The organism is Streptomyces gossypii (assembly GCF_025165795.1).
Taxonomy (GTDB): Bacteria; Actinomycetota; Actinomycetes; order Streptomycetales; family Streptomycetaceae; genus Streptomyces; species Streptomyces gossypii.
The window spans coordinates 410,026-431,701 of the sequence record NZ_JAJAGO010000002.1 but is presented as its reverse complement, the minus strand read 5'-3'; the positions used below and the strand labels follow the sequence as shown (position 1 = coordinate 431,701).

At 71.8% G+C, this 21,676-nt stretch carries 20 protein-coding genes and 1 pseudogene; 9 read left to right on the top strand and 12 right to left on the bottom strand.

What is annotated here, in order from left to right; all coding sequences use genetic code 11:
- Positions 1–85: 85 nt before the first annotated feature.
- The 8 genes from LHJ74_RS05445 to LHJ74_RS05410 form a co-directional block, all read right to left on the bottom strand.
- Positions 86–1,435, bottom strand: coding sequence for an MFS transporter (locus LHJ74_RS05445; protein WP_260216355.1), 1,350 nt, complete (start codon positions 1,433–1,435; stop codon positions 86–88).
- Positions 1,432–2,850, bottom strand: a complete 1,419-nt coding sequence (locus tag LHJ74_RS05440; RefSeq protein WP_260216354.1) for a type I glutamate--ammonia ligase — start codon at positions 2,848–2,850, stop codon at positions 1,432–1,434. The genes LHJ74_RS05445 and LHJ74_RS05440 overlap by 4 nt, the downstream gene beginning before the upstream one ends.
- Positions 2,847–4,658, bottom strand: a complete 1,812-nt coding sequence (locus tag LHJ74_RS05435; RefSeq protein WP_260216353.1) for an IucA/IucC family protein — start codon at positions 4,656–4,658, stop codon at positions 2,847–2,849. The genes LHJ74_RS05440 and LHJ74_RS05435 overlap by 4 nt, the downstream gene beginning before the upstream one ends.
- Positions 4,655–6,130: a lysine N(6)-hydroxylase/L-ornithine N(5)-oxygenase family protein gene (locus LHJ74_RS05430; RefSeq protein WP_260216352.1), complete on the bottom strand. Its 1,476-nt coding sequence runs from the start codon at positions 6,128–6,130 to the stop codon at positions 4,655–4,657. The genes LHJ74_RS05435 and LHJ74_RS05430 overlap by 4 nt, the downstream gene beginning before the upstream one ends.
- Entirely contained in the window at positions 6,127–8,016 is a 1,890-nt protein-coding gene (locus tag LHJ74_RS05425; RefSeq protein WP_375546662.1) for a pyridoxal phosphate-dependent decarboxylase family protein, read from the bottom strand. Before LHJ74_RS05425 ends, LHJ74_RS05430 begins: the two co-directional genes overlap by 4 nt.
- 195 nt (positions 8,017–8,211) lie before the next feature.
- Positions 8,212–9,105, bottom strand: coding sequence for an ABC transporter ATP-binding protein (locus tag LHJ74_RS05420; RefSeq protein ID WP_260216351.1), 894 nt, complete (start codon positions 9,103–9,105; stop codon positions 8,212–8,214).
- The gene (locus LHJ74_RS05415) at positions 9,102–10,235 is read right to left on the bottom strand and encodes a FecCD family ABC transporter permease (RefSeq protein WP_260216350.1); all 1,134 of its coding nucleotides are present in this window, start codon (positions 10,233–10,235) and stop codon (positions 9,102–9,104) included. Before LHJ74_RS05415 ends, LHJ74_RS05420 begins: the two co-directional genes overlap by 4 nt.
- Positions 10,236–10,252: 17 nt before the next feature.
- Positions 10,253–11,308, bottom strand: coding sequence for a FecCD family ABC transporter permease (locus tag LHJ74_RS05410; protein ID WP_260216349.1), 1,056 nt, complete (start codon positions 11,306–11,308; stop codon positions 10,253–10,255).
- A gap of 89 nt (positions 11,309–11,397) precedes the next feature.
- Between LHJ74_RS05410 and LHJ74_RS34350 the strand changes: the two are divergent.
- Positions 11,398–12,279: pseudogene (locus LHJ74_RS34350) on the top strand (ABC transporter substrate-binding protein); the annotation flags it as partial.
- A 201-nt stretch (positions 12,280–12,480) separates the two neighbouring features.
- On the opposite strand, the gene LHJ74_RS34345 reads toward LHJ74_RS34350, so the two are convergent.
- The 4 genes from LHJ74_RS34345 to LHJ74_RS05390 form a co-directional block, all read right to left on the bottom strand.
- Entirely contained in the window at positions 12,481–12,780 is a 300-nt protein-coding gene (locus tag LHJ74_RS34345) for a (2Fe-2S)-binding protein (protein WP_375546675.1), read from the bottom strand.
- 665 nt (positions 12,781–13,445) lie between these two features.
- Positions 13,446–14,324 carry a GNAT family N-acetyltransferase gene (locus tag LHJ74_RS05400; RefSeq protein ID WP_260216347.1) on the bottom strand — a complete coding sequence of 293 codons (879 nt, stop codon included), beginning with the start codon at positions 14,322–14,324 and terminating at the stop codon, positions 13,446–13,448.
- A 272-nt stretch (positions 14,325–14,596) separates the two neighbouring features.
- Positions 14,597–15,166 carry a GNAT family N-acetyltransferase gene (locus LHJ74_RS05395; protein WP_260216346.1) on the bottom strand — a complete coding sequence of 190 codons (570 nt, stop codon included), beginning with the start codon at positions 15,164–15,166 and terminating at the stop codon, positions 14,597–14,599.
- Positions 15,163–15,936, bottom strand: coding sequence for a GntR family transcriptional regulator (locus LHJ74_RS05390; RefSeq protein ID WP_260216345.1), 774 nt, complete (start codon positions 15,934–15,936; stop codon positions 15,163–15,165). The genes LHJ74_RS05395 and LHJ74_RS05390 overlap by 4 nt, the downstream gene beginning before the upstream one ends.
- 383 nt (positions 15,937–16,319) lie before the next feature.
- Between LHJ74_RS05390 and LHJ74_RS05385 the strand changes: the two genes are divergently transcribed.
- The 8 genes from LHJ74_RS05385 to LHJ74_RS05350 all read left to right on the top strand — a co-directional run bounded on the left by LHJ74_RS05385 (position 16,320) and on the right by LHJ74_RS05350 (position 21,591).
- A complete protein-coding gene (locus LHJ74_RS05385) occupies positions 16,320–16,481 on the top strand; it encodes a hypothetical protein (RefSeq protein ID WP_260216344.1) in 162 nt (53 codons plus the stop codon).
- A gap of 184 nt (positions 16,482–16,665) precedes the next feature.
- Positions 16,666–16,923, top strand: a complete 258-nt coding sequence (locus LHJ74_RS05380) for a DUF6284 family protein (RefSeq protein ID WP_260216343.1) — start codon at positions 16,666–16,668, stop codon at positions 16,921–16,923.
- On the top strand, positions 16,920–17,366 hold the full coding sequence (locus LHJ74_RS05375) for a Pycsar system effector family protein (RefSeq protein WP_260216342.1): 447 nt from the start codon (positions 16,920–16,922) through the stop codon (positions 17,364–17,366). The genes LHJ74_RS05380 and LHJ74_RS05375 overlap by 4 nt, the downstream gene beginning before the upstream one ends.
- Complete coding sequence (locus LHJ74_RS05370) at positions 17,363–18,211, top strand: DUF2637 domain-containing protein (RefSeq protein ID WP_260216341.1); 849 nt, start codon at positions 17,363–17,365, stop codon at positions 18,209–18,211. Before LHJ74_RS05375 ends, LHJ74_RS05370 begins: the two co-directional genes overlap by 4 nt.
- Positions 18,211–18,594, top strand: coding sequence for an RRQRL motif-containing zinc-binding protein (locus tag LHJ74_RS05365; RefSeq protein WP_260216340.1), 384 nt, complete (start codon positions 18,211–18,213; stop codon positions 18,592–18,594). The genes LHJ74_RS05370 and LHJ74_RS05365 overlap by 1 nt, the downstream gene beginning before the upstream one ends.
- A 28-nt stretch (positions 18,595–18,622) precedes the next feature.
- Positions 18,623–18,928 carry a hypothetical protein gene (locus LHJ74_RS05360; protein ID WP_260216339.1) on the top strand — a complete coding sequence of 102 codons (306 nt, stop codon included), beginning with the start codon at positions 18,623–18,625 and terminating at the stop codon, positions 18,926–18,928.
- A gap of 91 nt (positions 18,929–19,019) precedes the next feature.
- Positions 19,020–19,334, top strand: a complete 315-nt coding sequence (locus LHJ74_RS05355; protein ID WP_260216338.1) for a hypothetical protein — start codon at positions 19,020–19,022, stop codon at positions 19,332–19,334.
- 91 nt (positions 19,335–19,425) lie between these two features.
- Complete coding sequence (locus LHJ74_RS05350; RefSeq protein WP_260216337.1) at positions 19,426–21,591, top strand: FtsK/SpoIIIE domain-containing protein; 2,166 nt, start codon at positions 19,426–19,428, stop codon at positions 21,589–21,591.
- Positions 21,592–21,676: the final 85 nt, after the last annotated feature.

The window sequence follows — 21,676 nt, the reverse complement described above, 5'->3', positions numbered from 1 at the left end:
ACATGCCGGGCCGCTCGCCGTCTTCAGCCATACGCAGGGCAGGACGGTCGATCCCCAGTGTCTGCCGGTCCCCGGGCGGCGGGCGCTACGGGGTGGCTTTGCTCGCCGAGAGCCTGGCGGGGGCGAGCGCCAGGGCGGCGGCGCAGGCGGCGAGGGCGAGCCCGGTCGCGGCCACGGCACCCCAGCGGTCGAGGACCATCCCGGCCAGCGGGCTGACCATGGCGGCGGCGGCCGTGGTCAGGGAAGCGATCCAGCCGAACGCCTCGCCGCGGCGGGCACCACCCGCGAGTTCGGCGACGCTGTCATAGAGGGCGGCGAGGGCGGGCGGAATGACGGTGCCGCCCAGCGCGAGGGCCAGGCAGACGGTCGTCGGGGTGCCCGCGCCCAGCCGTTCGGACAGGGCGGGCAGCAGCAGGGCCACACCGAGGGCGACAAGGGCGAGCCGACGGCGCAGCACGGCGGTGCCGGTGAGCCCGACCGTGGCGGCGAGACCGCCCACGGCGGACCCGGCGGCCCAGACGCCGGTGAGGAGACCGCCGAGCGCGGGCGTGCCACGGGAGTGCGCCCAGGAGACCAGGATGAAATCGATGACGGAGAAGGCCGCGATGAGGGCGGTGACGGCGGCGATGGCGCGCAGCGCGGGACGGTTGCGCAGCAGTGAGCTGTCCTGCGGCCCCGGGGTGCCGGAGGCGCGGGGGGCTGAGGGTGGGATGGGAGCCGACGGCGGCGGGCAGGCGGGGGAGTCCGGGCTGTCGACTCCGGCGCGGCGCACCGCGTGTGCAAGCCCGAGGCCGCCGAGCACCGCCAGCACCCCGCAGACGGCGACCGCGCCGCGCGCCCCGAAGGCCGCGAGGGCGAGGGACACCACGCCCGGTCCCAGCACGAGCACGATCTCGTTGACCGTGGCCTGGAGCGTGTACGCACGCTGCCGCAGCGGCCCCTCGGTGAGCTGCGCGACCTTGCACCGCGACACCTGTGTCGAGGGCGGGCAGGCGAGACCGACGAGGAACGCCGCCCCCGCCAGGGTCTGCCACCCGGCGCTCGCGGGTACGGCCGCCAGCGCCCCGAGCCCCGCACCGTAGAGCAGCGAGGTCCAGACGAGGAGGCGGGCGGCCGGGCGGCGGTCGACGGCACGGCCGCGCAGGGGTCCGGTGATGCCCTGGCCGAGGACGAGCGCGCCCGTGACCAGGCCCGCGGTGGCGTAGGAGCCGGTGAGGTCGGCGGCGACGACGAGCAGGGCGATGACGCTCGCGGAGAGGTGCAGCCGCGCGAGCAGGCTCCAGCCCAGCAGCGGGAGCAGGGCCGGTGCCGCCGCCAGTTCCCTGAGCGTGGCGCCCGGTCCCGGCCGCCCCGGCCGCCCTGGTTGCCCTGGTTGCCCTGGTTGCCCCGGCCCATCCGCCGGTCCCGTCGGCTGTTCGGTGGCGGAGGCGCTCATGAGCGCTGTGCCCCGCGCCGTCGCTGCCAGTCGGTGACGCTCCCGCACCAGGCGTCCAGCTCGGACTGGAACAGTGCGGCGTAGTGGTCGACCACCTCCCTGCCCAGGAGCCGGGCGGGGAGCCGGGCGGTGGCAAACCGTTCCAGCGCCTGCCACGGGGTGGTGGCCAGCCGGTCGACGGCTTCACCGGCGGGCGGCTCCGGCAGCTCGTCCCGTATGCCGGAGAGACCGGCGGCGAGCAGCGCGGCGACCGCCAGATGCGGCTGGGCGTCCGCGCCCGGGAAACGGCACTCCAGGCGCAGCGAGTTGCCGCGCCCGGCGAGTCGTACGGCGGCGGTGCGGTCGTCGACGCCCCAGCGGACGGTGGTGGGCGCGAAGCCGCCATTGCGCAGCCGTACGTAGGAGTTGACGGTGGGGGCCCAGATCAGGGTGAGGTCGGCGGCGGCGCGCAGCACTCCGGCGAGGAAGGAGCCCAGCAGGGGGCTGGGGCGGCGCGCAGCTGTTTCTGTGTTCACGCCTGTGTTCACGCCTGTGTTCACGCCGTGGAGGTCGTTCAGGGAGAGGTGGACATGGCAGGAGCTTCCCTGGCCGGGGGCCTCGGCGGCCAGATAGGAGGCGTGCAGGCCGTGCCGTACGGCGGTCTGGCGCACCAGCGTCTGCTGGATCATCGCGTCGTCGCAGGCCGCCAGGGCATCCCGGTGGCGCAGCACGATCTCGTACTGCCCGGGGTGGCATTCGGCGCGGGCGGACTCGACGCCGAGCGCGGCCTCCCGGAGCGTGCCGCGCACGTCGCGCAGGAGTGGCGCCATCGGCTCGGTGCCGCCGAGCGCGTAGTCGGTGCCGTGGGCGGTGAGGGGGGTGCCGTCGGGCCGGTAGAAGGTGACCTCGTGTTCGAGGCCGACGGAGGGGACGATGCCCCACTCCTCCGCGTCGGCCAACTGCCGGCGCAGCAGGGTGCGGGGCGCGACCCGTACGGGGGTGCCGTCGGGCCACTCGGCGTCGCAGACCGCGTACCAGCTGCCGTCCTCGGCGGGCTGGGGCAGCAGGGTGGCGGGGTCGGGGCGCAGCAGGAGGTCGGAGTAGGTGTCGTAGTACGGGCGCAGCGCGGGCGCGTCCGAGGTGCCGCGCTCCGCGTCCCAGGCGAAGAGGTAGGTGCAGGCGCCGTAGCCGTCGTCGAGCACCGTGTCGAGGGCGAAGCCGCCGTCAAGGTCGACGGCGGCGAAGCGGGCGTGCGGGTCCGGTGCCAGCAGGGTCAGGCGTCGCACCTCGCGGGCGGCGAGTTCGCCGCGCATCGCGGCGCCCGCCGCCGTACGGGCCGCCAGCGGGCGGGGCCCCACCGGACGGCGCCAGAAGGGCGGAGCGGCGGACGTTGCCGGGGTGGTCCCCGCGACGGCCGTTCCAGCCGCGCCGGTCACCAGGCGCCCTCCGGACCACGCCCGGCCAGCGGGTTGGGCACGCGGCCGTAGCGGACGTCGAACTCCTCGTCCCGGTCGACCCGTTCGAAGCCCTCCCCCGCCAAGTGCTCGCGGTTGAGGCAGACCCGCTCGACATCGGCCGCGAACAGGTCGAGGTCCGGATAGCGCTTGGCGTCCTCGGGGAAACGGTCGGCGTAGGCGCGGATGACGGCGCGTACCTGCTCCCACATCGCGCCGCGCGCGTAGCCGAGGTCGTCGTACGCGATCTCGGCGAGGAAGCGGACCTGGCCGGAGAAGACGGAGGAGAACAGCGACTGGGCCATGAGCGGGGCGGGCCAGCGCAGCATGTCCTTCCGGGCCTCCTGAGCGAGCGTGTCGTGCACCGGCAGATCCGCCTCGACGAGGTCCACGCCCTGGGCGAAGTCCTTGATGAGGACCCGCAGGGGGCGGCCGTCCGGGTCGGTGATCAGGACGAGGTTCTGGCTGTGCGGGCAGAACGCGACGCCGTAGCGGTAGAGCCAGTGCAGCAGCGGGGTGAGGATGAGGTCGTAGAGCTTGCCGAACCAGTCCTCGGGGCTCATACCGGAGGTGCCGACGAGGTGGGCGAGGACGCTGTCGCCGTGGTGGTCCCGGTAGGGCAACGCGGCGAGGGAGATCGCCCGTTCGCCTTCGGCGACGCGGGTGCGCAGCGGCTCGCGCCACAGGGCGCCGAGCGTCTCGTGGAAGCGGTAGGGCAGTTCTTCGAGGGAGCCGAAGAGCGGGTGGGTCACCGAGACGGCGGCCACCTCGCCCAGCAGGTCGAACCGGTATTCGTCGCGCAGTAGTTCGTCCCCCTCGTGGAGGGAGCGCAGCCACTGGGTGACCGCCGGACCGGCGAGGGTCGCGGCGGAGTTCAGGCCCCGGTAGACCAGCGTGTTCCGTACGGAGCAGGCGGTCTTGACGTCGCGTCGGCTCGCGTGGCTGATGTTGGCCAGCGTGCGGATGGTCTGGTGCGGCAGATAGCTGTCGGCGGAGTCGCCGAGCAAGACTATGCGGCCGGTGGCGACTTCGGCGGCGTAGAGGGTGCCGACGATCTCCTCCCACTGCCAGGGGTGGATGGGCATCCACAGGTAGTCGGCCGGGTCGCCGTACGCGGAGAGCCGCTCCCGGTAGGCCGCACGGGTCTCTGCGTCCAACTCCTCGGCGAGCAGCGTCTCCTCGTCCAGTTCCGGCACGGAACGGAAGCTGGCGAGGTCCCGGTGGACGGCCGCCCAGCGGACGGGGAAGGCGGTACGCGCCTCCGGTGAGAAGTTCGCGCGGTCGGCGGCCGAGAAGCCGACCCGGCCCTTGTTGACGACGATGCGCGGGTGGCCGGTCAGGCGGCCGTCCGCCTCGTCGTAGGGCAGCGCTGCCAACTCGGCTGCTGTCAAGGGAGCTTCGAGGCGCTTGGCCTCGTTCGCGACGGTCGAGGTGAGTTCGCTCAGCACATCGGCCAGCCGCATGCCGGAGAGTCCGAGGACGGTGCGGGCGTCGGTGACCAGGATGCGCGGGTCGTCCGCGGGCGCCTGCCCGGAGGCGGTGTGGCGGGTGGCGGAACCGGCGGCCACGACCCAGCAGAGGAAGGCGCCGCGCCGGGCACGGAAGCGGTAGCTGACCTCACCCGGCAGGTCGAGCCGCCAGGCTGGGTCCGAGCCCTCGGTGACCGGGTCCGGGTCGGTCACGGGTTCGAAGAGGAACTCGTACGACAGCTCACCGAGCATCTTCTCGGTGATCAGTGCGCCGGCCTGCTGCCAGGCACGTGCGGCCGTTGCGGGTATCTGCGCGGTCACGAACGTCCTCCTGTTGTGCTTTCTGTCGTGCTTTCTGTCGTGCTTCCTGTGATGTGTCCGGAAGGGTCCGGGGACGCGCCTTCGGGTGCGCCGAGTGCCGTCGTACCGTCCAGGCCGAAGGTGGTGAAGGCGGTGCGCGCGGGCAGCGGGTAGGCGTCCCGTCCGGTGAGCGCGTTGAGAATCACCGCCGATCGCCAGGCGGCGAGGCCCAGATCCGGGGCGCCCACGCCGTGCGTGTGACGCTCGGCGTTCTGCACGAACACACTGCCGCCGACGGACGAGTCCAGTACGAGCCGGTGCTCGCGGTCGACGCGCGGCCGTCCGGAGTCGTCACGGCGGATGTGCTCGCTCAGCGGGCCGAGCAGTTCCTCGAAGGGCCGCTCCCGGTAACCGGTGGCGAACACGACGGCGTCCGTGGTGAGAGTGCCGCGGGCACGCTGCTGGCCGTGTTCCAGGGCGAGTTCGATCCGCCCGGCGGGCGTACGGGTGCCGCCGCGCACCGTGACCCCGGGAGTCAGCGACGCCTCGGGCCAGCCGCCGTCCAGGGTGCGGCGGTACAGCTCGTCATGGACGTCGCCCAGGGTGTCGCCGCTGACGCCCTTGTACAGCTGCCACTGCTCGGGCAGCACCTGGTCCCGGGTGGTCTCGGGAAGGCCGTGGAAATAGCGGGTGTAGTCCGGGGTGAACTGCTCCAGGCCGATCCGGGAGTACTCCATCGGCGCGAACGCCGGGGTGCGGGCGAGCCAGGTCAGGCCCTCCCGGCCCAGCGGGCGGTCTCGCAGCAGGTCGAGGAAGACCTCCGCACCGGACTGGCCGGAGCCGACGACGGTGATGTGCCGCGCCGCGAGCAGCCGTTCGCGATGCTCCAGGTAGTCGGCCGAATGCAGCACCAGCACGCGGGTGTCCTCCGCGAGCGGCCGCAGCGGCTCCGGTATGTGCGGGGCGGTGCCGATGCCGAGCACGAGGTTGCGTGCGTACGTACGCCCCGCCGCGTCGATGGCGCCGTCGACACCACCATCGGGTCCGCGGCGGGTGTAGTCCACTTCGAATGCGCGGTGCGGGGCGCTCCAGCGGACGGTGTCGACCTGGCGGCCGAAGTGGCAGGAGGGCAGCCGCTCGCTGACCCAGCGGCAGTACGCGTCGTACTCGGCGCGGTGGATGTGGAAGCGCTCGGCGAAGTAGAAGGGGAACAACCGCTCGCGCGTGCGCAGGTAGTTGAGGAAGGACCACGGGCTGGTCGGGTCGACGAGGCTCACCAGGTCAGCCATGAAGGGGACTTGGAGCGTGGTCCCGTCGATGAGCAGGCCGGGGTGCCAGTGGAAGGCGGGGCGCCGCTCGTGGAAGGCGGTCCGCAGGCCGGGCAGCGCGTCGGCGAGCGCGGCCAGCGAGAGGTTGAACGGCCCGGCCCCCACCCCCAGCAGGTCAAGCGGCGTGTCCGCCGCTCCGGCCCCTTCCTCCCCATACCCGTTCATCGCTGCCCTCCACGGACCTGCGGTGCGTCGGCGCCCGGGGCGGCCCTGGCCGAAACGACAGCTCCCGGCAACTCGACGCCCCGGGCCAAGACGCCCCGCTCAGCCCGCGCTTGGGCACCCGGAGCCGGGGCGCCGGCCCGCACCGCGCCCGCCTGCGACGCATCCGCACCCGCACCCGCACCCGCGTCCGGGGCCGGGGCCGGGGCCGGGGCCGGGGCCTGGGCCGGGGAGGGAGTCTGCGCCGCCGCAGCGTCCCGGGCGGCAGCACCCGCCTCGCCGCCTGCCGAGGCCACCACCGGGCCGTCGGAGGCCAGGCTGCCGGACCCTGGCGCGCCGGCACTCGCCGTACCCGCGTCCGGGGCGCCCGCCCACTCCGCTCCGGCGGCCGGGGCCGCAGCTTCCGGGCTGCCGGGCGGCGGCGCCGTCCGGCCCGCATGGTGCGCGACCAGCTTCAGCAGCCCGTCCAGGTCGGCCTGCTGGGCTTGCGGATGGAGCAGTGTTGCCTTCAGCCAGAGCCGGGACTGCCCGTCCTCGTCCGTGGCGACGGCGCGGCCGAGGACGGCGCGGCCTTCGGCCAGCAGTTGCCTGCGGATCGCGGCGACCAGCGCGTCCCCCTCGGCGGCGGGCAGCGCGTCCGCTGCCGTCGGCCGCAGCAGCACCGTGCTGATGCCGATGTCGCCCGCGCGGCGACGCAGCGCCGGATGGGCGTCGACCGCCTGGGCGAACTGGTCCGCGGTGTCGACGCAGTGCTCCACGAGCCGCCCGAGTCCGTCCCGTCCCAGCGCGCGCAGGGTGACGGCGATCTTCAGCGCGTCGGGGCGGCGCGAGGTGCGGATGGAGCGGCCGAGGAGGTCGGGCAGTCCGGCCTCGGTGTCGTCGTCGGCGTTCAGATAGTCCGTGCTGAAGGAGAGCGGGTCGAGCCGGGCGTTGTCGGCGACGGCCAGCACTCCGGCGGCGACGGGCTGCCAGCCCAGCTTGTGCAGGTCGAAGGTGACGGACACGGCGGAATCGAGCCCCGCGAGTCGGGGTGCGAGGCGTTCGCTGAACAGCAGCGGCCCGCCGTACGCCGCGTCGACATGGACCTCCGCGCCGTGCGCGGCGGCGATCTCGGCGATCTCGGGGAGCGGGTCGATCAGGCCCTCGTCGGTGGTACCGGCGGTGGCCACCACGAGGACGGGGCCGCTCAGCGAGGCGAGCGCGCGGTCGAGCGCGGCGGGCGAGAGGCGCCCGTCGCGGCATTCCACCGAGAGGGGCGTGGGCAGTCCGAGCATCCAGGCGGCGCGGCGCACGCTGTGGTGCCCGTTGGCCCCGCACAGCACATGGACGGACCGGGCACCTCGGGCGCGGGCACGCTCCCGGGCGAGCAGCAGCGCGACGAGGTTGGATTCCGTGCCACCGGTGGTTATGAGGGCGTCCGGTGCGGCCCGTGCGGGGTAGACGAGCGCGGCCAGCGCGTCGGTGGTCTGTTCCTCGATGACTCCGGCGGCGGGCGCCTGGTCCCAGGAGTCCATGGAGGGGTTGAGCGCGGAGGCCGCGAGGTCGGCCGCGACGGCGACGGCGAGCGGGGGGCAGTGCAGATGGGCGGCGCAGGCCGGGTCGGCGGGATCGGTGGCGCCTTCCGTCACGGCCCGTACGAGATCGGTCAGCGCAGCCGTGGCGCCGATTCCCTCGGCGGGGAGCAGCGGGGTGCAGCGGGCCATGGTCCGCTCGGTGACCTCCGCCGGGCCGCCCGCGGGTGCCGGGCCGCCCCGGGCGACGGCTCCCTCGGCCAGAGCGTCGAGCACGACACCGGTCAATTCGCGCAGTACGCGCGGCCCTTCCACTCCACCGGCCACTGCTGCCGATTCGTACAGCCCTCGGCGGGCCGGGAGTTGAGCACGCTGCATGGCCGATGCCCTTCGGTCGTGACCAGGTGCGGTCCTGCGGTGGCGGCGTCCTGCGCATGCCCGCGCATGTGCATGCGGGCACAATGTGCCACCGAGGACCCACAGTCCGTACGATAACTTGGGTTAGCCTAACCTAAGCTTCAGCCTGGACCGCCCCACCTGGCGCACCCGCCCCTCCCCTGGCCCCGTCGGGCGTCACCGGCGGTCACCCGCCGAGTGGTCCCGGCCCAGCGGGATGACCAGGGGCACCCCGGTCTCCTCGTCGTGCCGTACCCGCGCCCGGAGTTCGAAGACCTCCCGCAGCAGATCCTCCGTCAGCACCTCGGACGGCGTGCCCTGGGCCACGATCCGGCCGTCCTTCATCGCCACCAGCCGGTCGGCGTAGCGGGCGGCGAGCGAGAGCTCGTGCAGGACCAGCAGCACGGTGCGTCCGGTCTCCAGGTGCAGCGTGCGCACCAGGTCGAGCACATCGAGCTGGTGGGCGAGGTCGAGATGGTTCGTCGGCTCGTCGAGCAGCATCAGCTCCGTCTCCTGAGCCAGCGTCATGGCTATCCAGGCGCGCTGGCGCTGGCCGCCGGAGAGTTCGTCGATCGTGCGCTCCGCCAGTTCGTACGTGCCGGTGCTGCGCAGTGCCTGGGCGACGGCGTCCTCGTCCCTGGCGGACCATCGGCTGTACCAGGACTGGTGCGGATGCCGCCCGCGGGCGACCAGATCCGCCACCGTCAGCCCCTCCGGCGCGACCGGCGACTGCGGCAACAGCCCCACCAGTGCGGCGACCTGACGGGTGGGCATGGTGTGCACGGGCCTGCCGTCCAGCAGCACGCGGCCCCCGGCGGGCTTCATCAGCCTGCCGAAGGCGCGCAACAGGGTCGACTTCCCGCAGCCGTTGGGGCCGATCACAGCCGTCACCGAGCCGTCGGGGATGTCCAGATCCAGATCGTGGACGACGGCGTGATCCCCGTACGCGAGCGTCAGCCCCTCGGCGCGCAGCCGCACGCGGCGCCCGTCACTGGAAGTGGGGGCGGTGGTCGAGGCGTCGGCCGCGGCGGGGTCCGCCCCCGCACCGGCCTTCCCCATGGTGTCCGTCATGAACGCTGGGCCTTTCCACTCCGGATGAGCAGGTACAGCAGATAGGGGGCGCCGAGCGCCGCGGTGAGGATGCCGACCGGCAGTTCGACCCGGCCGAAGGCGGTGCGCCCCAGCACGTCCGCCCACACCGTCACGGCCCCGCCGATCAGCGCCGAGGTCAGCAGCGGCGGTGTGCCGGTGCGCAGCAGCCGTACGGCGATCTGCGGGCACACCAGCGCGACGAAGGTGATCGGTCCGGCCGCGGCACAGGCGGTCGCGGTGAGCAGGACGGCGGTCAACAGCAGGGCGGCGCGTGCCGAGTTCATCCGTACGCCGAGACCGCGCGCCGTGTCGTCGTCGAAGTTCAGCGCGCCGAACGGGAAGGAGAGGATGAGCGCGGCGGGCAGCAGCAGGGCCAGAGCCAGGCCGACGGCCTGCGCGTTGTCCCAGTTGGTGCCGTTCAGGCTGCCCGTCATCCACACGACGGCGCGGCCCGCGTCGACGATGGACGCCTTGATGAGCAGCCAGGAGATGACGCTGGAGAGGATCGCCTGCATGCCGACGCCGACGAGCAGGACGCGGAATCCGGACAACCCGCGCCGTACGCCCAGCACATAGACGACGGCGGCGGTGAGCAGCCCGCCGGCCACGGAGGCGGTCGGTACGCCGATCTCCGCCAGCGGTCCGCTGACGCTGCCGTACTCGCCGCCCAGGACGATCACCGAGACGGCGCCGACGCCCGCGCCGTACGTGATGCCCAGCACGTCGGGACTGGCCAGCGGATTGCGGGCGATGCCCTGGATGATGGCTCCGGCCAGCGCCAGGGCGGAGCCGACAAGGGCGCCCACCACCGCGCGCGGGAGGCGGAACTCCATCACGATGAGCCGCTGGCCGGAGTCGCCGCCGCCGAACAGGACGCGCAGCACCTCCACCACCGAGATCGGCGATTCGCCGCGGCCGGTGCCGACGACGACGGCGGCGAAGAGGGCGAGGGCGGCGAGCAGTGGGACGACGACGGCGCGCGGGCGCCACACGCCGGACACCGCTCCGGCGCGGAGCGGTTTGCGGCCGGGGACGAGGAGGCTGCCCGTCTCCCGGACAGCCGGGCCGGTGGCCTTCCCCGTGCCGGTGGTGTCAGCCTCAGCCGCCATTGCCTCGTCCGCCCCCTTCACAGTCGCACCGGCTTGCGACGGCGTACCAGATAGATGAAGACCGGCGCCCCGGTGAGCGCGAGCATGATGCCCACCGGCAGTTCACCCGGCCGGGCCACCACCCGCCCCAGGACATCACCCAAGACCATCAGGATGGCGCCGAGCAGCCCGGCGTAGCAGAGCACCCACCGGTAGTCGGGTCCGGTGAAGGCCCGCCCGATGTGCGTGGCCATCAGCCCGACGAAACCGATCGGTCCGCACACGGCGACTGCCGTACCGGTCAGCAGGGTTATCGCGGCCATTCCCGTGAACCGGGTCAGCCCGACCCGTACGCCCAGCGCCCGCGCTACGTCCTCGCCCAGCGAGAGGGCGTTCAGGCCGGGGGCGTTGGCGGCGGCGAGCAGCAGGCCCAGCGCGATGAACGGCAGCATGTCCAGGGTGAGGTCGATCGGACGACCGCCCACCGATCCGACGGTCCAGAACCGGTAGGTGTCCAGGGCGCGTTGGTCGAGGAGGATCATCCCGGCGGTGAGCGCGGTGAACAGCGCGTGCACCGCGGCTCCGGCGAGCGCCAGGGTCACCGGGGTCGCTCCGCCCCGGGCGGCGGTGCCGACGAGATAGACGACGGTGGTGGCGAGCATCGCACCGGCGAAACCGAACCAGACATAGCCGTACAGCGAGCTGATCCCGAGCACGAAGATCCCGCCCGCGACGAACATCCCCGCACCGGCGCTCACTCCGAGCAGTACCGGGTCGGCGATCGGATTGCGGGTGTGGCCCTGCATCAGGGCCCCGGCGACGCCGAGCGCACATCCGGCCACCACCGCGAGCGCGGTGCGCGGCAGCCGCAGCGAGCGGATGATGACATCGCCCTCGGTGCCCGTCGGGCTCCACAGGCCGTGCCACACCTGGCCCAGGCTCAGGGGCTTGCTGCCGAGTACGACGCTGAGCAGCGCGGCGAGAAGAAGGACTCCGCACAGTACGGCGAGCCCGCCCCAGCGTCTGGCCGCGCGCGCGTCCGCGACCTGCCGGGGCACCGCTTCACGCGGTGGGGCAGATAGCGCTTCTGTCACGATCTCCTCCGGTCCGGCTTCCGAGTCCGTATAAATAGTTAGGCGAGCCTATCCTTACGCCGCACACTCACGGAAGAAGGGACACCCTCATGAGAGCCCAGTGGCTCACCCGGATCGGCCGTACGGTCGGTATCGTCGCAGCAACCGCCGGACTCCTCGCCACCGCCGCATGCGGCAGCGACTCCGAGGACGACAGCGAAGCCAAGGACGACAAGGGCAGCTCCTCTTCGGACTCCGCGTTCCCGCGTACGGTCAAGCACGCGATGGACTCGGCGACGCTGGACGAGAGCCCCAAGCGCATCGTCGCCCTCGACATGACCTTCGTCGACGCGACCTTGGCGCTGGAGGGCAAGGTCGTCGGCTACACGACGCTGGCCGGCTCGGACGAGGAGCTGCCCGACTACTTCGGCGAGGACCGGGAGAAGTTCGCTGCGGACGCCGAGCCCGTGGGCACTCTCGACGAGCCCAGCCTCGAGAAGATCGCGGCGCTGGAGCCCGACCTGATCCTCTCCGCGAAGGTGCGGCACGAGAAGCTGTTCCCGCAGCTCCAGAAGATCGCACCGACCGTCTTCTCCGAGACCACCGGCGGGACCTGGAAGGAGAACCTCAACCTCGTCGGGGAGGCTCTCGGCAAGGAGAAGCTGGCGGAGCAGAAGGTCAGCGCCTTCGAGAAGCGGGCCACGACCATCGGTGACAGCGTCCGCAAGAAGGAAGGCGGCAACCCCGAGGTGTCCGTCGTCCGCTTCGTCGACGGTCCGACACGCATCTACCAGGAGAACACCTACACCGGGGTCATCATGAACGACCTCGGCTTCGACAAGCCCGACGCCGCCAAGGGCAACGACTTCAACACCGAGATCTCCGACGAGGAGATCAAGAAGATGGACGCCGACGACATCTTCATCACCACCTACGCGGACGAGGGCGGCCTCTCCCAGAAGACCAAGGACAAGTTCGAGGCCAACCCGCTGTGGAAGCAGCTCGAGGGCGAGATCCACGAGGCCGACGACGCGATCTGGATGAGCGCGGTGGGTCTCTACGGCGCGAACCGCGTCCTGGACGACAGCGCGACGACCTCGGGGGTCGCGGCGGCCCCCCGCTGCCCGGCCGGCAGCGACGGCCAGGACGGGCGGGGCCGGACCTCCGGGTCCGGCCCCGCCCGCGTCAGACCCTCAGCAGGCGCGCGGGCATCCCGCACACAACTCGGCGGGCCGCAAGGTGTAGTAGAGACAGCAGCCGACTCGCGTACGGGGCGGCTCGCCGCCCGCTTGCCCGCCGCTCGCTTGCCCGCCGCCCGCTTGCCCGTCGGCTGCCTGCCCGTCGGCTGCACTCCGCGGACCGAAGCCCGCGTCGCCCACGAACGGCGGTGTGCCGCCCGGCAACAGCGCGGCAGCGGCGTCTGCGGCGGTCCGGGGAACCTCCAGGACCCGCCCCAGATGCCGTACCGCGTCGGTCAGTTCGTCACAGGCCATGCCCCACAGCGCGCTCGGGCCACGGCGCACGAAAGGCCGGAACGCGTCCAGCACCGGGCCCAGATGCGCGGCGACCGCCGTACGCAGCTCGGCACGCAACTCCGCCGTGCCCGCCACCGGGAGGGCACCGTGCCGCTCCGCCGCCGGATCGCCCGGCAGACAGCTCACGGCGGAGGGACGCAGCAGCAGCGTCCGGTCCCGCCATCCGTAGCCGACGCCGTCCAGCGGCAGCCGGGGCACCCTGCGCTCCAGGAACCAGGGGGCGCTCAACGCCAGGCACACCGTGAAGGCGTAGCGGTGAAGCACCCACGTCGCCGCGACGTCGCGGCGCGGAGCCGTACCGTACGCCTCGCGGATGCGCTCGGTCTCGGCCTGGACGAGCCCCTCGGTCACGGCAGCGTCCTCAGCGAGCTGACGTCCGGTCACCCAGCTCTCGCCGGTCTCCGGCAGCCCCACCTCGAACTGCGCGAGCGGCGTAAGCGCCCGCAGTCTGCGATAACTTCCGACCAACGGCGCGGAACCGGCAGTGCGGGCAGGGTCTTTGAGCAGCACGGGAGTGGCTTTTCCTCACGGAATCACGGACCGGCAAGGCAAGTAAGCCTTACCTTACAGTCCTCTCCCACCAGCCCCGCCAGCCCCCTGCGCACCTCTCCGCTCCCACGTTCTCAACCGGCTTCCGGTGCGGCACATGAGAAGTCGTACACGGCCCAGTCGGTGACCGGGGCGTATCCGATGCGCTGGTAGAGGGCGTTGCTGGTGGGGTTGGCAGGGTCCGCGAAGAGCACGACGTCCGTCGCGCCCGCGGCCAGCGCGGCCCTGCTCACCTCGACCGTCACGCCGCCCGCATAGCCACGGCCCCGGAGGTGAGCCGGGGTGTAGACGGGGTCCACCCGGACATGGCCGGCGACCATCGAGGTAACGGCCGCCACGGAGGCGGGAGTGCCGTCCGGTGTCTCCCAGAACGTGAAGTGTCTGTCGGCGAAGCGCGAGCCGGCCCAGGAGGCGGCGTCCACGGCGGGGACTTCTCCGACGGTTTCGACGAACTCGCCGCACCAGCGCACGACTTGCTCATGGTCCTGCTCACCCGCGACTCGGCCCCGGCCCTCCGGGAGCGGTTCCGGCGGGGTGAGCGTGCCGAGACGGTACAGACGGATCCGCTTGCCGAGCGTCGGCGCCGCACCCGTGTGCCGCTGCCATGCCTCAGCGAAGGCGGTGGCGGTGCCGTGGTCCGCACTGACATAGGGGAGGGAGGGCCAGAGGGCGGCCAGGCGGGCGGCGAGGGTGTCGGCATGCTCGGGGCTGAGCGGGGTGAGGCTGAGACCGCGGGACGGGAGCCGGTAGAAGGCGGCACGGACCTTGCCCGCTCGCTCCAGTCGGCCGAAGACGGTGGCTTGGGCGCCGTATGCGTCCGCCCCGTGTGTGCGGAGTTTCTCCGTCACCGTCAGCGGCATGGTGTGCAGGGCGGGCCGTGAGCGCAGGAAGTCTCCGGATCGGGCCAGGAAGTCGCCAACGTCTTCGGTGAGGTGCCAGCCATCCGGTCGCATGCTGAATGATTTCCCATGCCGGGGGCGTGCGCCCCCCATTTTCGCCATGAGAAGGGGTGCCTCTCAGCGAGAGGCACCCCTTCTGACCAGCACGGCCATGAGCTGCGGAGGCGGTGGGATTCGAACCCACGGTGACGTTGCCGCCACGACGGTTTTCAAGAGCGTCGCGATACCGACCAGCTCAATGCTCTGACCTGCACGAGAGCCCTCCGCCGCGCTCCATCCGCTGCCCTTGGCCCACAGATGGCCCATGGGCCACCGAACGGGGCCGATCAGTCGCCGGGAGACACGGGCTCCGGCGCGGGTGTCTCGTCTACGAATCCGTGCTCCGCCAGACGGGTGGGACGTTGCGCCAGCCATCCGGAGACGCGCGGACCGCCGTTGACCGCCCCGCCTTCCCGGACCGTGCGGACGTGCTCGAACCCCTGCTGCCGGTAGTAGCGCTGAAGCGCTTCGTTCGTTGTCCAGGCGTCCAGCCGGAGCCACTTCGCCGACGCCCGGTAGGCCCGGTCCCCGGCCCAGTCGAGCAGCCGACCACCGAGGTTCTGCCCGGCGTGCGTACGAGCCACCGTGAGCTTGTTGACGAAGATCGACGGCTCTGCCAGCTCCTCGTCCGTCCAGAGACCTTGCTCGGCTTCCGGAGTGATGGTGATGGTGGCAGGGATCGACGCGCCGTCGCGGACCATGAAGACGGTTCCGGCCTCGATGGTGGCCAGTAGGCGGTCCGCCGGATACGGACGGGTCCACTGGTCGCTGCCGAGTTCGCTGAGCCAGGCAGCCGCTTCCTCACGGAAGGCGAGCAGCCTGGTCAAGTCGTCCGGCTGGGCAGGGGTGACTATCACTGAGGCTCGTTTTCGCTCCGTGCCGACAGGTCGCCGATCTCGTAGTTCATGCGATTCAGGTCACCTCGGAAGGTAGTGACGGTGCAGCGGATTGCCTGCTCGCCGGAGTAGCCGACGCGAGTCCAGAGCAGGACGGGGACACCGGCGCCGATCTCCAGAAGCCGCGCCTCATCGGGCGTGGGCATGCGGGTAGCGATCTCGTCGAAGTACCCGACCTGCTCAACGCCCAGGCTCGCCAGGTAGCGGGTCGTACCCTCCTCGATGTCGCCCGGTTCAGTCAGCCGGGGGCCCTTCGCGACGAGCCATTCCGGGTAGTGCGTGGCCTGCGTCGACCACGGCACGTCGTCTACGAAGCGATGGCAGAAGCGCAAGACGCTGGTTGACCCCGGCTCGACGTTCAGCCGCTCCGCGACGTAGCCGGGTGCAGGAGTCATCTCCACGCGGAACGTCTGGCGCGGTCGCCGCCCGGCGTTCGTCACGTCGGTGCTGTAGGAGTCTCCGCTCTGCGGAAAGCTCAGGTTCTCGAATCTGGACGCGTTCAGCTCGAAGACCTCGTGCTTGCGCACCTCGTATCCGAGCCCCTGGCTGGACGACACCAAACCCTCGGTGACCAGCAGGTTCAGACCCGCGCGCACGGTGTTGCGCGACGCGCTGAAACGGGCTGACAGCTCACTCTCCGAGGGCAGCCGCGAGCCGGGCGGGTAGTCGCCGTTGTCGATCTCGCGGCGCAGGGCGTCGGCCACCTGCCGGTACTTCGGCTGCTTGCTCATGCCCTCATCATGGCGCACTCGCTGAACTTGTTGGTACATGCGGGCCCCAATCGCTTGACTCATCACTGCCTGTCGGTGCAGTATCACTCTATCAACTTGTTCCAACAAGTTGAGCAGGTGGGTCAACGCAACCATGTTGTGTTCCCATCTGCGCAGATCAGCGCCCGGAGGGCCCCGTGACACGGGTCCGAAGGAAGCGTCAGTTCTTCGACAACTGCATAGGTGGGCCCCGTCTCCCCGATTTGAAAAGACGGACCGCGCGGACGAGGTCCGCGCACTTCCACAGCCTCGGTATCCAGCCGTGAGGGCGCGGGATCGAATCCCGCCCGAGGCGCGGCGGTCGACCGACCGCGTGCCAGGCCAAGCGCACAGAGGAGAGACAGATGAGCGACGAAAAGAGCAGCACCGTCTTCGACTTCGGCAATGCCAGCGTCACCTTCGGCGGTTCTGTGGTTGTGGGTGACCAGGTGGGCGTGACCGGTGGCGTCGTGTACGGCGATGTGGTCGTGGGCGGCCCTGCCGCCGAGAGCTCCGAGGACGAGTAGGCGCCTGTTCGCACAACCGCCCCGATGGTCGCAGGCCGGGTTCGACTCCCGGCCGGGGCACTTGGCCGCTCTCCTGCGGTCTCAACGCCGCTCGCCTGCCGAGCGGCATCCCCACGGCGTACGGCCCCGGTGCTTCACCACCGGGGCCGTGTTGGGCCGTCCCACTGCGAAGGGAGCACGACCCATGAACCACATCGTCACTGTTGAAGAGGCCGTTACGGCCTTTGAGCCCTGGATGGAGCCGCTCGATTCGGAGCTGGACGCCATCGAGCGCGAGATGCCGCTGATCGCGGCTGAGGTCGATCTGCTGGACGCGCAGATCATCAGCCTTGACCGCCCCGCCTCCGAGCTGGACACCCGCCGCATCCGGCGGGCCCGGCGCAAGGCCCTCGCGGCACGCCGTCGCCTGACCGCACACAACCGGCCGGGGGTGTCGGCATGAGCGCCGTGGTCGAGGCGAAGAACGAGGTAAAGGCGGAGATCGCCCGCACCGACACGAAGGCCGGTCTGCTGCTCGCCTTCAACGGGGTGGCACTGGCGGGTGTGTGGACCCTCGGTTCCCAGCCCGGCGTGCCCCTGGGGGCGCGGCTGCTGGGCGGTCTGGCGGTGGTGCTGCTGCTGGCGTCGGTGACGCAGCTCCTGCTGGTGGTGCGGCCCCGGATCTCCCCGACCGCCGCCCGCGTCGGATTCCCCCGGTGGGCGGAACTGACGGCCGCCCAGCTCACTACGGAGCTGGCTGAGGACCGGACGGCTGACCATGTGGTGGCGCTGTCCGGCATCGTGATGTCGAAGATGCGCGGCGTGCAGACTGCGGTGAATCTGACGCTGCTGACCGCCTCGCCGCTGTTCGTGGCCGCTCTGGTGACCCTGCGGGGTGCGGCGTGAACCGGACCGCGAAGGCGCTGCTTGTCCTGGCTCTGGTCGCCGTGGTCGGCATGGCCTTCCGAGTGTCGTGGAACGCGCTGCGGGACGTGGCCACCACAGTGGGCGCCGACCCGACCGCCGCGCTGCTCTACCCCATCGTGGTCGACGGCCTGATGGCCCTGGCCTTGGTCGCCACCCTCGTGCTGCCGGGGGCTGACCGGCGGTTTGCGCTGCGGGTGCTGGCCGGATACACCCTGGCCTCACTCGCGCTGAACTACGTGCACGGACTGGTTCCCGACCTGCACGACGGCGGGCAGCAGGTGCAGCTTGCCCAGTGGGCACCGGCCAACTGGGCGCTGGTCTTACTGGCCACCTCGTTGCCGGTCGGGTCGATTTTCTTCGGCTCCGACCTCGTCGCCAAGGTCCTGCACCACCGACCGGACACCAGCACAGACGATCAGAAATCGACTCAGGTCGACATCAATCGGTCTACCTCTGACCTGGAAGAGTCGACCCCGGAGCCGGTCGCCACGGTGCCCGACTCGACCGCGCTTCCAGTGTCGGCACCGGTCGAGTCGGCGGTGCCGGTCGAGTCCGCGCCGGTCCTGGCGACTGTCGCGGCGGAGTCGGGCCTGCCGCGTCGGGCGACCGGTCGGGTACCCGCTGCCGCCCGCACCAGTCGGCCGACCCGCACCCCGGCCCAACTCCTCGATGAGGCACGGTCGGCCACCGCCGACTGGCCCGACGACAAGCTGACGGCCGAGGGCATCCGCAAGGCCGTCCACACCTCAGCCGACAAAGCACGCGGGCTGCGCGAGACCCTGCGGGCTGAGCGCGCCGCGCGGCCGGACGAGGCGGCTGCCTGATGTCCGCCGCGTACAGCAAGTGCTACGACCCCTCGGGCGCCACCTACGGCGTCCCGACGTTCCCGTGGCGGTACGCCCCGGACGGCTACGCCACCCGCCGCCAACTGCGGGCGTGTGGGCTGCGGCCCGGTGGTCAGGACATCGGTGCCCAGGTGATGCGCCCCCGCCGTCGCGGGCGGCCCCCGCTGGTCGCCTACCTCTACCGCGTCGATGCGGCGAAGCCCGTACGGCCCATGACGCCTGCGCGGTGGTGGGCGCTGGCTGCGGCGACCAAAGCCCGCCGTATCTGCCCCGACTGCCACGCGGTGCAGCCCTACTGCATCCCGCTCTCCCTCGGGTGCTGCATCACCTGCGCCTACCCCGAAGAACAGCAAGCGGCCTGAACCACCCGACTGCGCAAGGAGATTCACCGTGTCTGACCTGCCCGCATACCGCCCGCCGGGGCTGGAGCACCAGCACGGCGCCGGGTGCGCCTGCTACCAGAGCGCACCGCCCCCCGCCTGCCACCACACCCACCACCCGGTCGCACCAACCGCCCCGGCCGCGGCCGTTGCGGGCGGTGCGGCGGGGAAGTGGCTGGCCATCGGCATCGGCGGTTCGTTCCTCGCGCTGGCCCTGGCTATCTCGTTCATCGCCGTGGCCATCGGCGCCGTCGCGCTGACCGTGTGCGTGGTCGTCCTGCGCTCGGTGCTGGCCGACTTCCGCAAGGACCAGTGACCCCGACCCTTCCGCGCCAACCAGCCCCCACTTTTCGGGGCTGGCGGGCGTGGTGGGGCCGGGACAGTCCCGGTGCCCGAGAGGAGCCCCCATGCCGCTTCCCGAGCGCACCTACACCCGCAGCGAGAAGGCCCAGCGCGCGAAGCTGCTGTTCCAGGGCGCCAAGCGCTGTGCTGGCGACATCTCCCGTATCGAGAAGCAGATCGAGCGGATCGACCAGGCCGCCGAGGACCGCGCCCGCCGCGAAAGCCAGGCACACGCCCGGCTGCTGGACACCGCGAAGCAGGATCTCGCTGCTGCCCGTGTGGCGGAGCGCTGCGCATCCGGCACCGAGAAGGCAACCGCCCGGCAGCAGCGCAAGGACGCCGAGAAGCGTCTCCGCGCGGTCGAGCGCGCCCGCCACTAGTTCCGCCCCGCGACGGCCGCCATGCCGGGAAGCTCGTCGGCCGTCGCGGGCCCCCGCACGCACGACTGATGTGTGAACAGGAGAGACCATCATGACCGAAACCACGGCACGGGCCGATGCGGGCTCCGTGCACGACCTCGATGCGCACCGCGCTGCTCGGGAAGCCGCGGCTTCCCCGGTGGTGAGCCTGGTCAAGGCGCCGCCCGCCACAGGTGCGGCGTCTGCCCCGCTGGTGGAGGCGGTTGACCGGGCGGACAACCCGCTCGCGGACTGGCTGACCGTCCCCGATGCCCCGGTACTGCCGGTGTGGGCCCGCTCGCGTGCCTCCATCGTGGCGAATGTGACCGCGCTGGGCCGTCTGACCTGGTGGCACACCCGCTACCACGGCATCCGGGCACCGAAGTACCTGATGAAAGCCGTGCTGCTGGCCTGCCGCGGTCTCTACCGCGCCACCGTGGGTATCTGGCCCACCCTCACCGCGCAGGAGCACACCGCCGCGGTGAAGGCCCTGCGCGTGCAGACCAAGGCCCGGCCGGAGGACGTCGAACTCGCGTTGCGGCACCAGGCCGCGCACGCGGAGCGCACCCAGACGCGCCGCTGGCGTTTCGGTATCGCCGCCGTCGGTGTGGCTGCCGCTGCCGCGGGGTTCGCGCTGGCTGATCCGCTGTTGCAGACCGGCGCGGCCACAGCCGTGGGTGTCCCGCTGGCCTACCTCGGGCGCGGCAAGGAAACGCAGTTCCTCGACCAGGGCGCGCCGCCGTTGAAGGTGGACATGTCCGCGCAGCAGCTCAACGAGGCGCTGCGCGCCGCCGGCCTCCTGAAAAGCGGCAGCGGCAAAGACGACAAGGATGCTCCGCGCGTGTCGTGCTCGATGGGGCCGGTCCGCGACGGCCGCGGCTGGGCAGTGATCTTCGACCTGCCCCGCGGCGGCGGCAAGACCGCCTCCGATGTGCTGGCCAAGCGGGAGGTCCTCGCGCAGGAACTCGGCGTGGATGAGATCCAGGTCATCATGTCCCGCGTGCGCGCCGCGAAGGGCGGCAACGCCGGGCGCGTAAGCATGTGGGTGGCTGATGATGACCCCTACCTCGGTGCGCCGAACCCGTCGCCGCTGGCCGCGGCGGAGAAGTTCTCGGTGTGGGACCCGATCCCCTTCGGGCAGGACGCCCGCGGCAACCGCATCACCGTGCCGATCATGTGGCAGTCGATGTTCTTCGGCGGTCTCCCCCGCAGGGGGAAGACCTTCACGCAGCGGCTGATGACCGCGGCCGGGCTGCTCGACCCGTGGGTGCGGCACTACGTCGCCGACGGCAAGGGCGGCGCGGACTGGATGCCCATGAAGGCCGTCGCGCACCGCCTGGTCATGGGCGCCGAGGACGACGCCGTGGAAGCGCTGAAGGAGATGCTGAAAGAGCTGCTGGGTGAGATGGAACGCCGCTTCGCGCTGCTGCGGGAGCTGCCCACCTCCATCTGCCCGGAGGGGAAGCTGACTCCGGCGATCTCCCAGAAGTACAACCTGCCGGTCATCTTCGTCACGATCGATGAGTTGCAGGAGTACTTCACCGCGATGGAGCGCGAGGACCGGGAGCAGGTCATCAACGACCTGTGCCGCGTCGCCCGCCGCGGTCCGGCCGCCGGGTTCATCTCCAACTTCGCCAGCCAGCGCCCGGACGCTGAATCCGTGCCGACCAAGCTGCGGGAGATCATCACCCTGCGGTACTCGACACAGGTGGTCGACCGCGCTTCCTCGGACATGGTGCTGGGCAAGGGCAAGGCCGCCCAGGGCGCGGACGCCTCGGTCCTGTCCGAAGACCATGTAGGCACGGGAGTGCTGGTCACCGGACCCGCGTCCTACGTGACCGTGCGGGCGGACTACCTGGACGGCCCCGGCTTCGCCACGCTGTGCCAGAAGGGCCGGAGTCTGCGTGAGGCTGCCGGGCAGCTCACCGGGGATGCGGCCGGTGACGTGACCGCCGCCGCGGACGCAGCCGGTGTCACCGTTCCCGCCGTCATCTCCGATGTGCTGGAGGCGATGCGGCACAGCGTGCGGATGTTCACCACCGATCTGCTGGCCGCTCTGGTCAACCTCGATGAGGACGAGTACGGCGACTGGAACGCCGAGCGGCTCGCCAACGAGCTGGAGAACGCCGGAGTCAAGCGCACCAGCAAGCAGGTCAAGATCTCCGGCGCGAACGGCGCCGGGTACCAGCGGCGCGACATCGAAGGCGCCGTTCCCGCGGAGATCCTCCTCGCCGGGTAAAGGGGCCCCTGCCTACCCACCCCCGCGACACACCCGCCCGGCACCCCTTTGCGGCGATCTTCGAAGGGGTGCCGGGGTAGCGGGG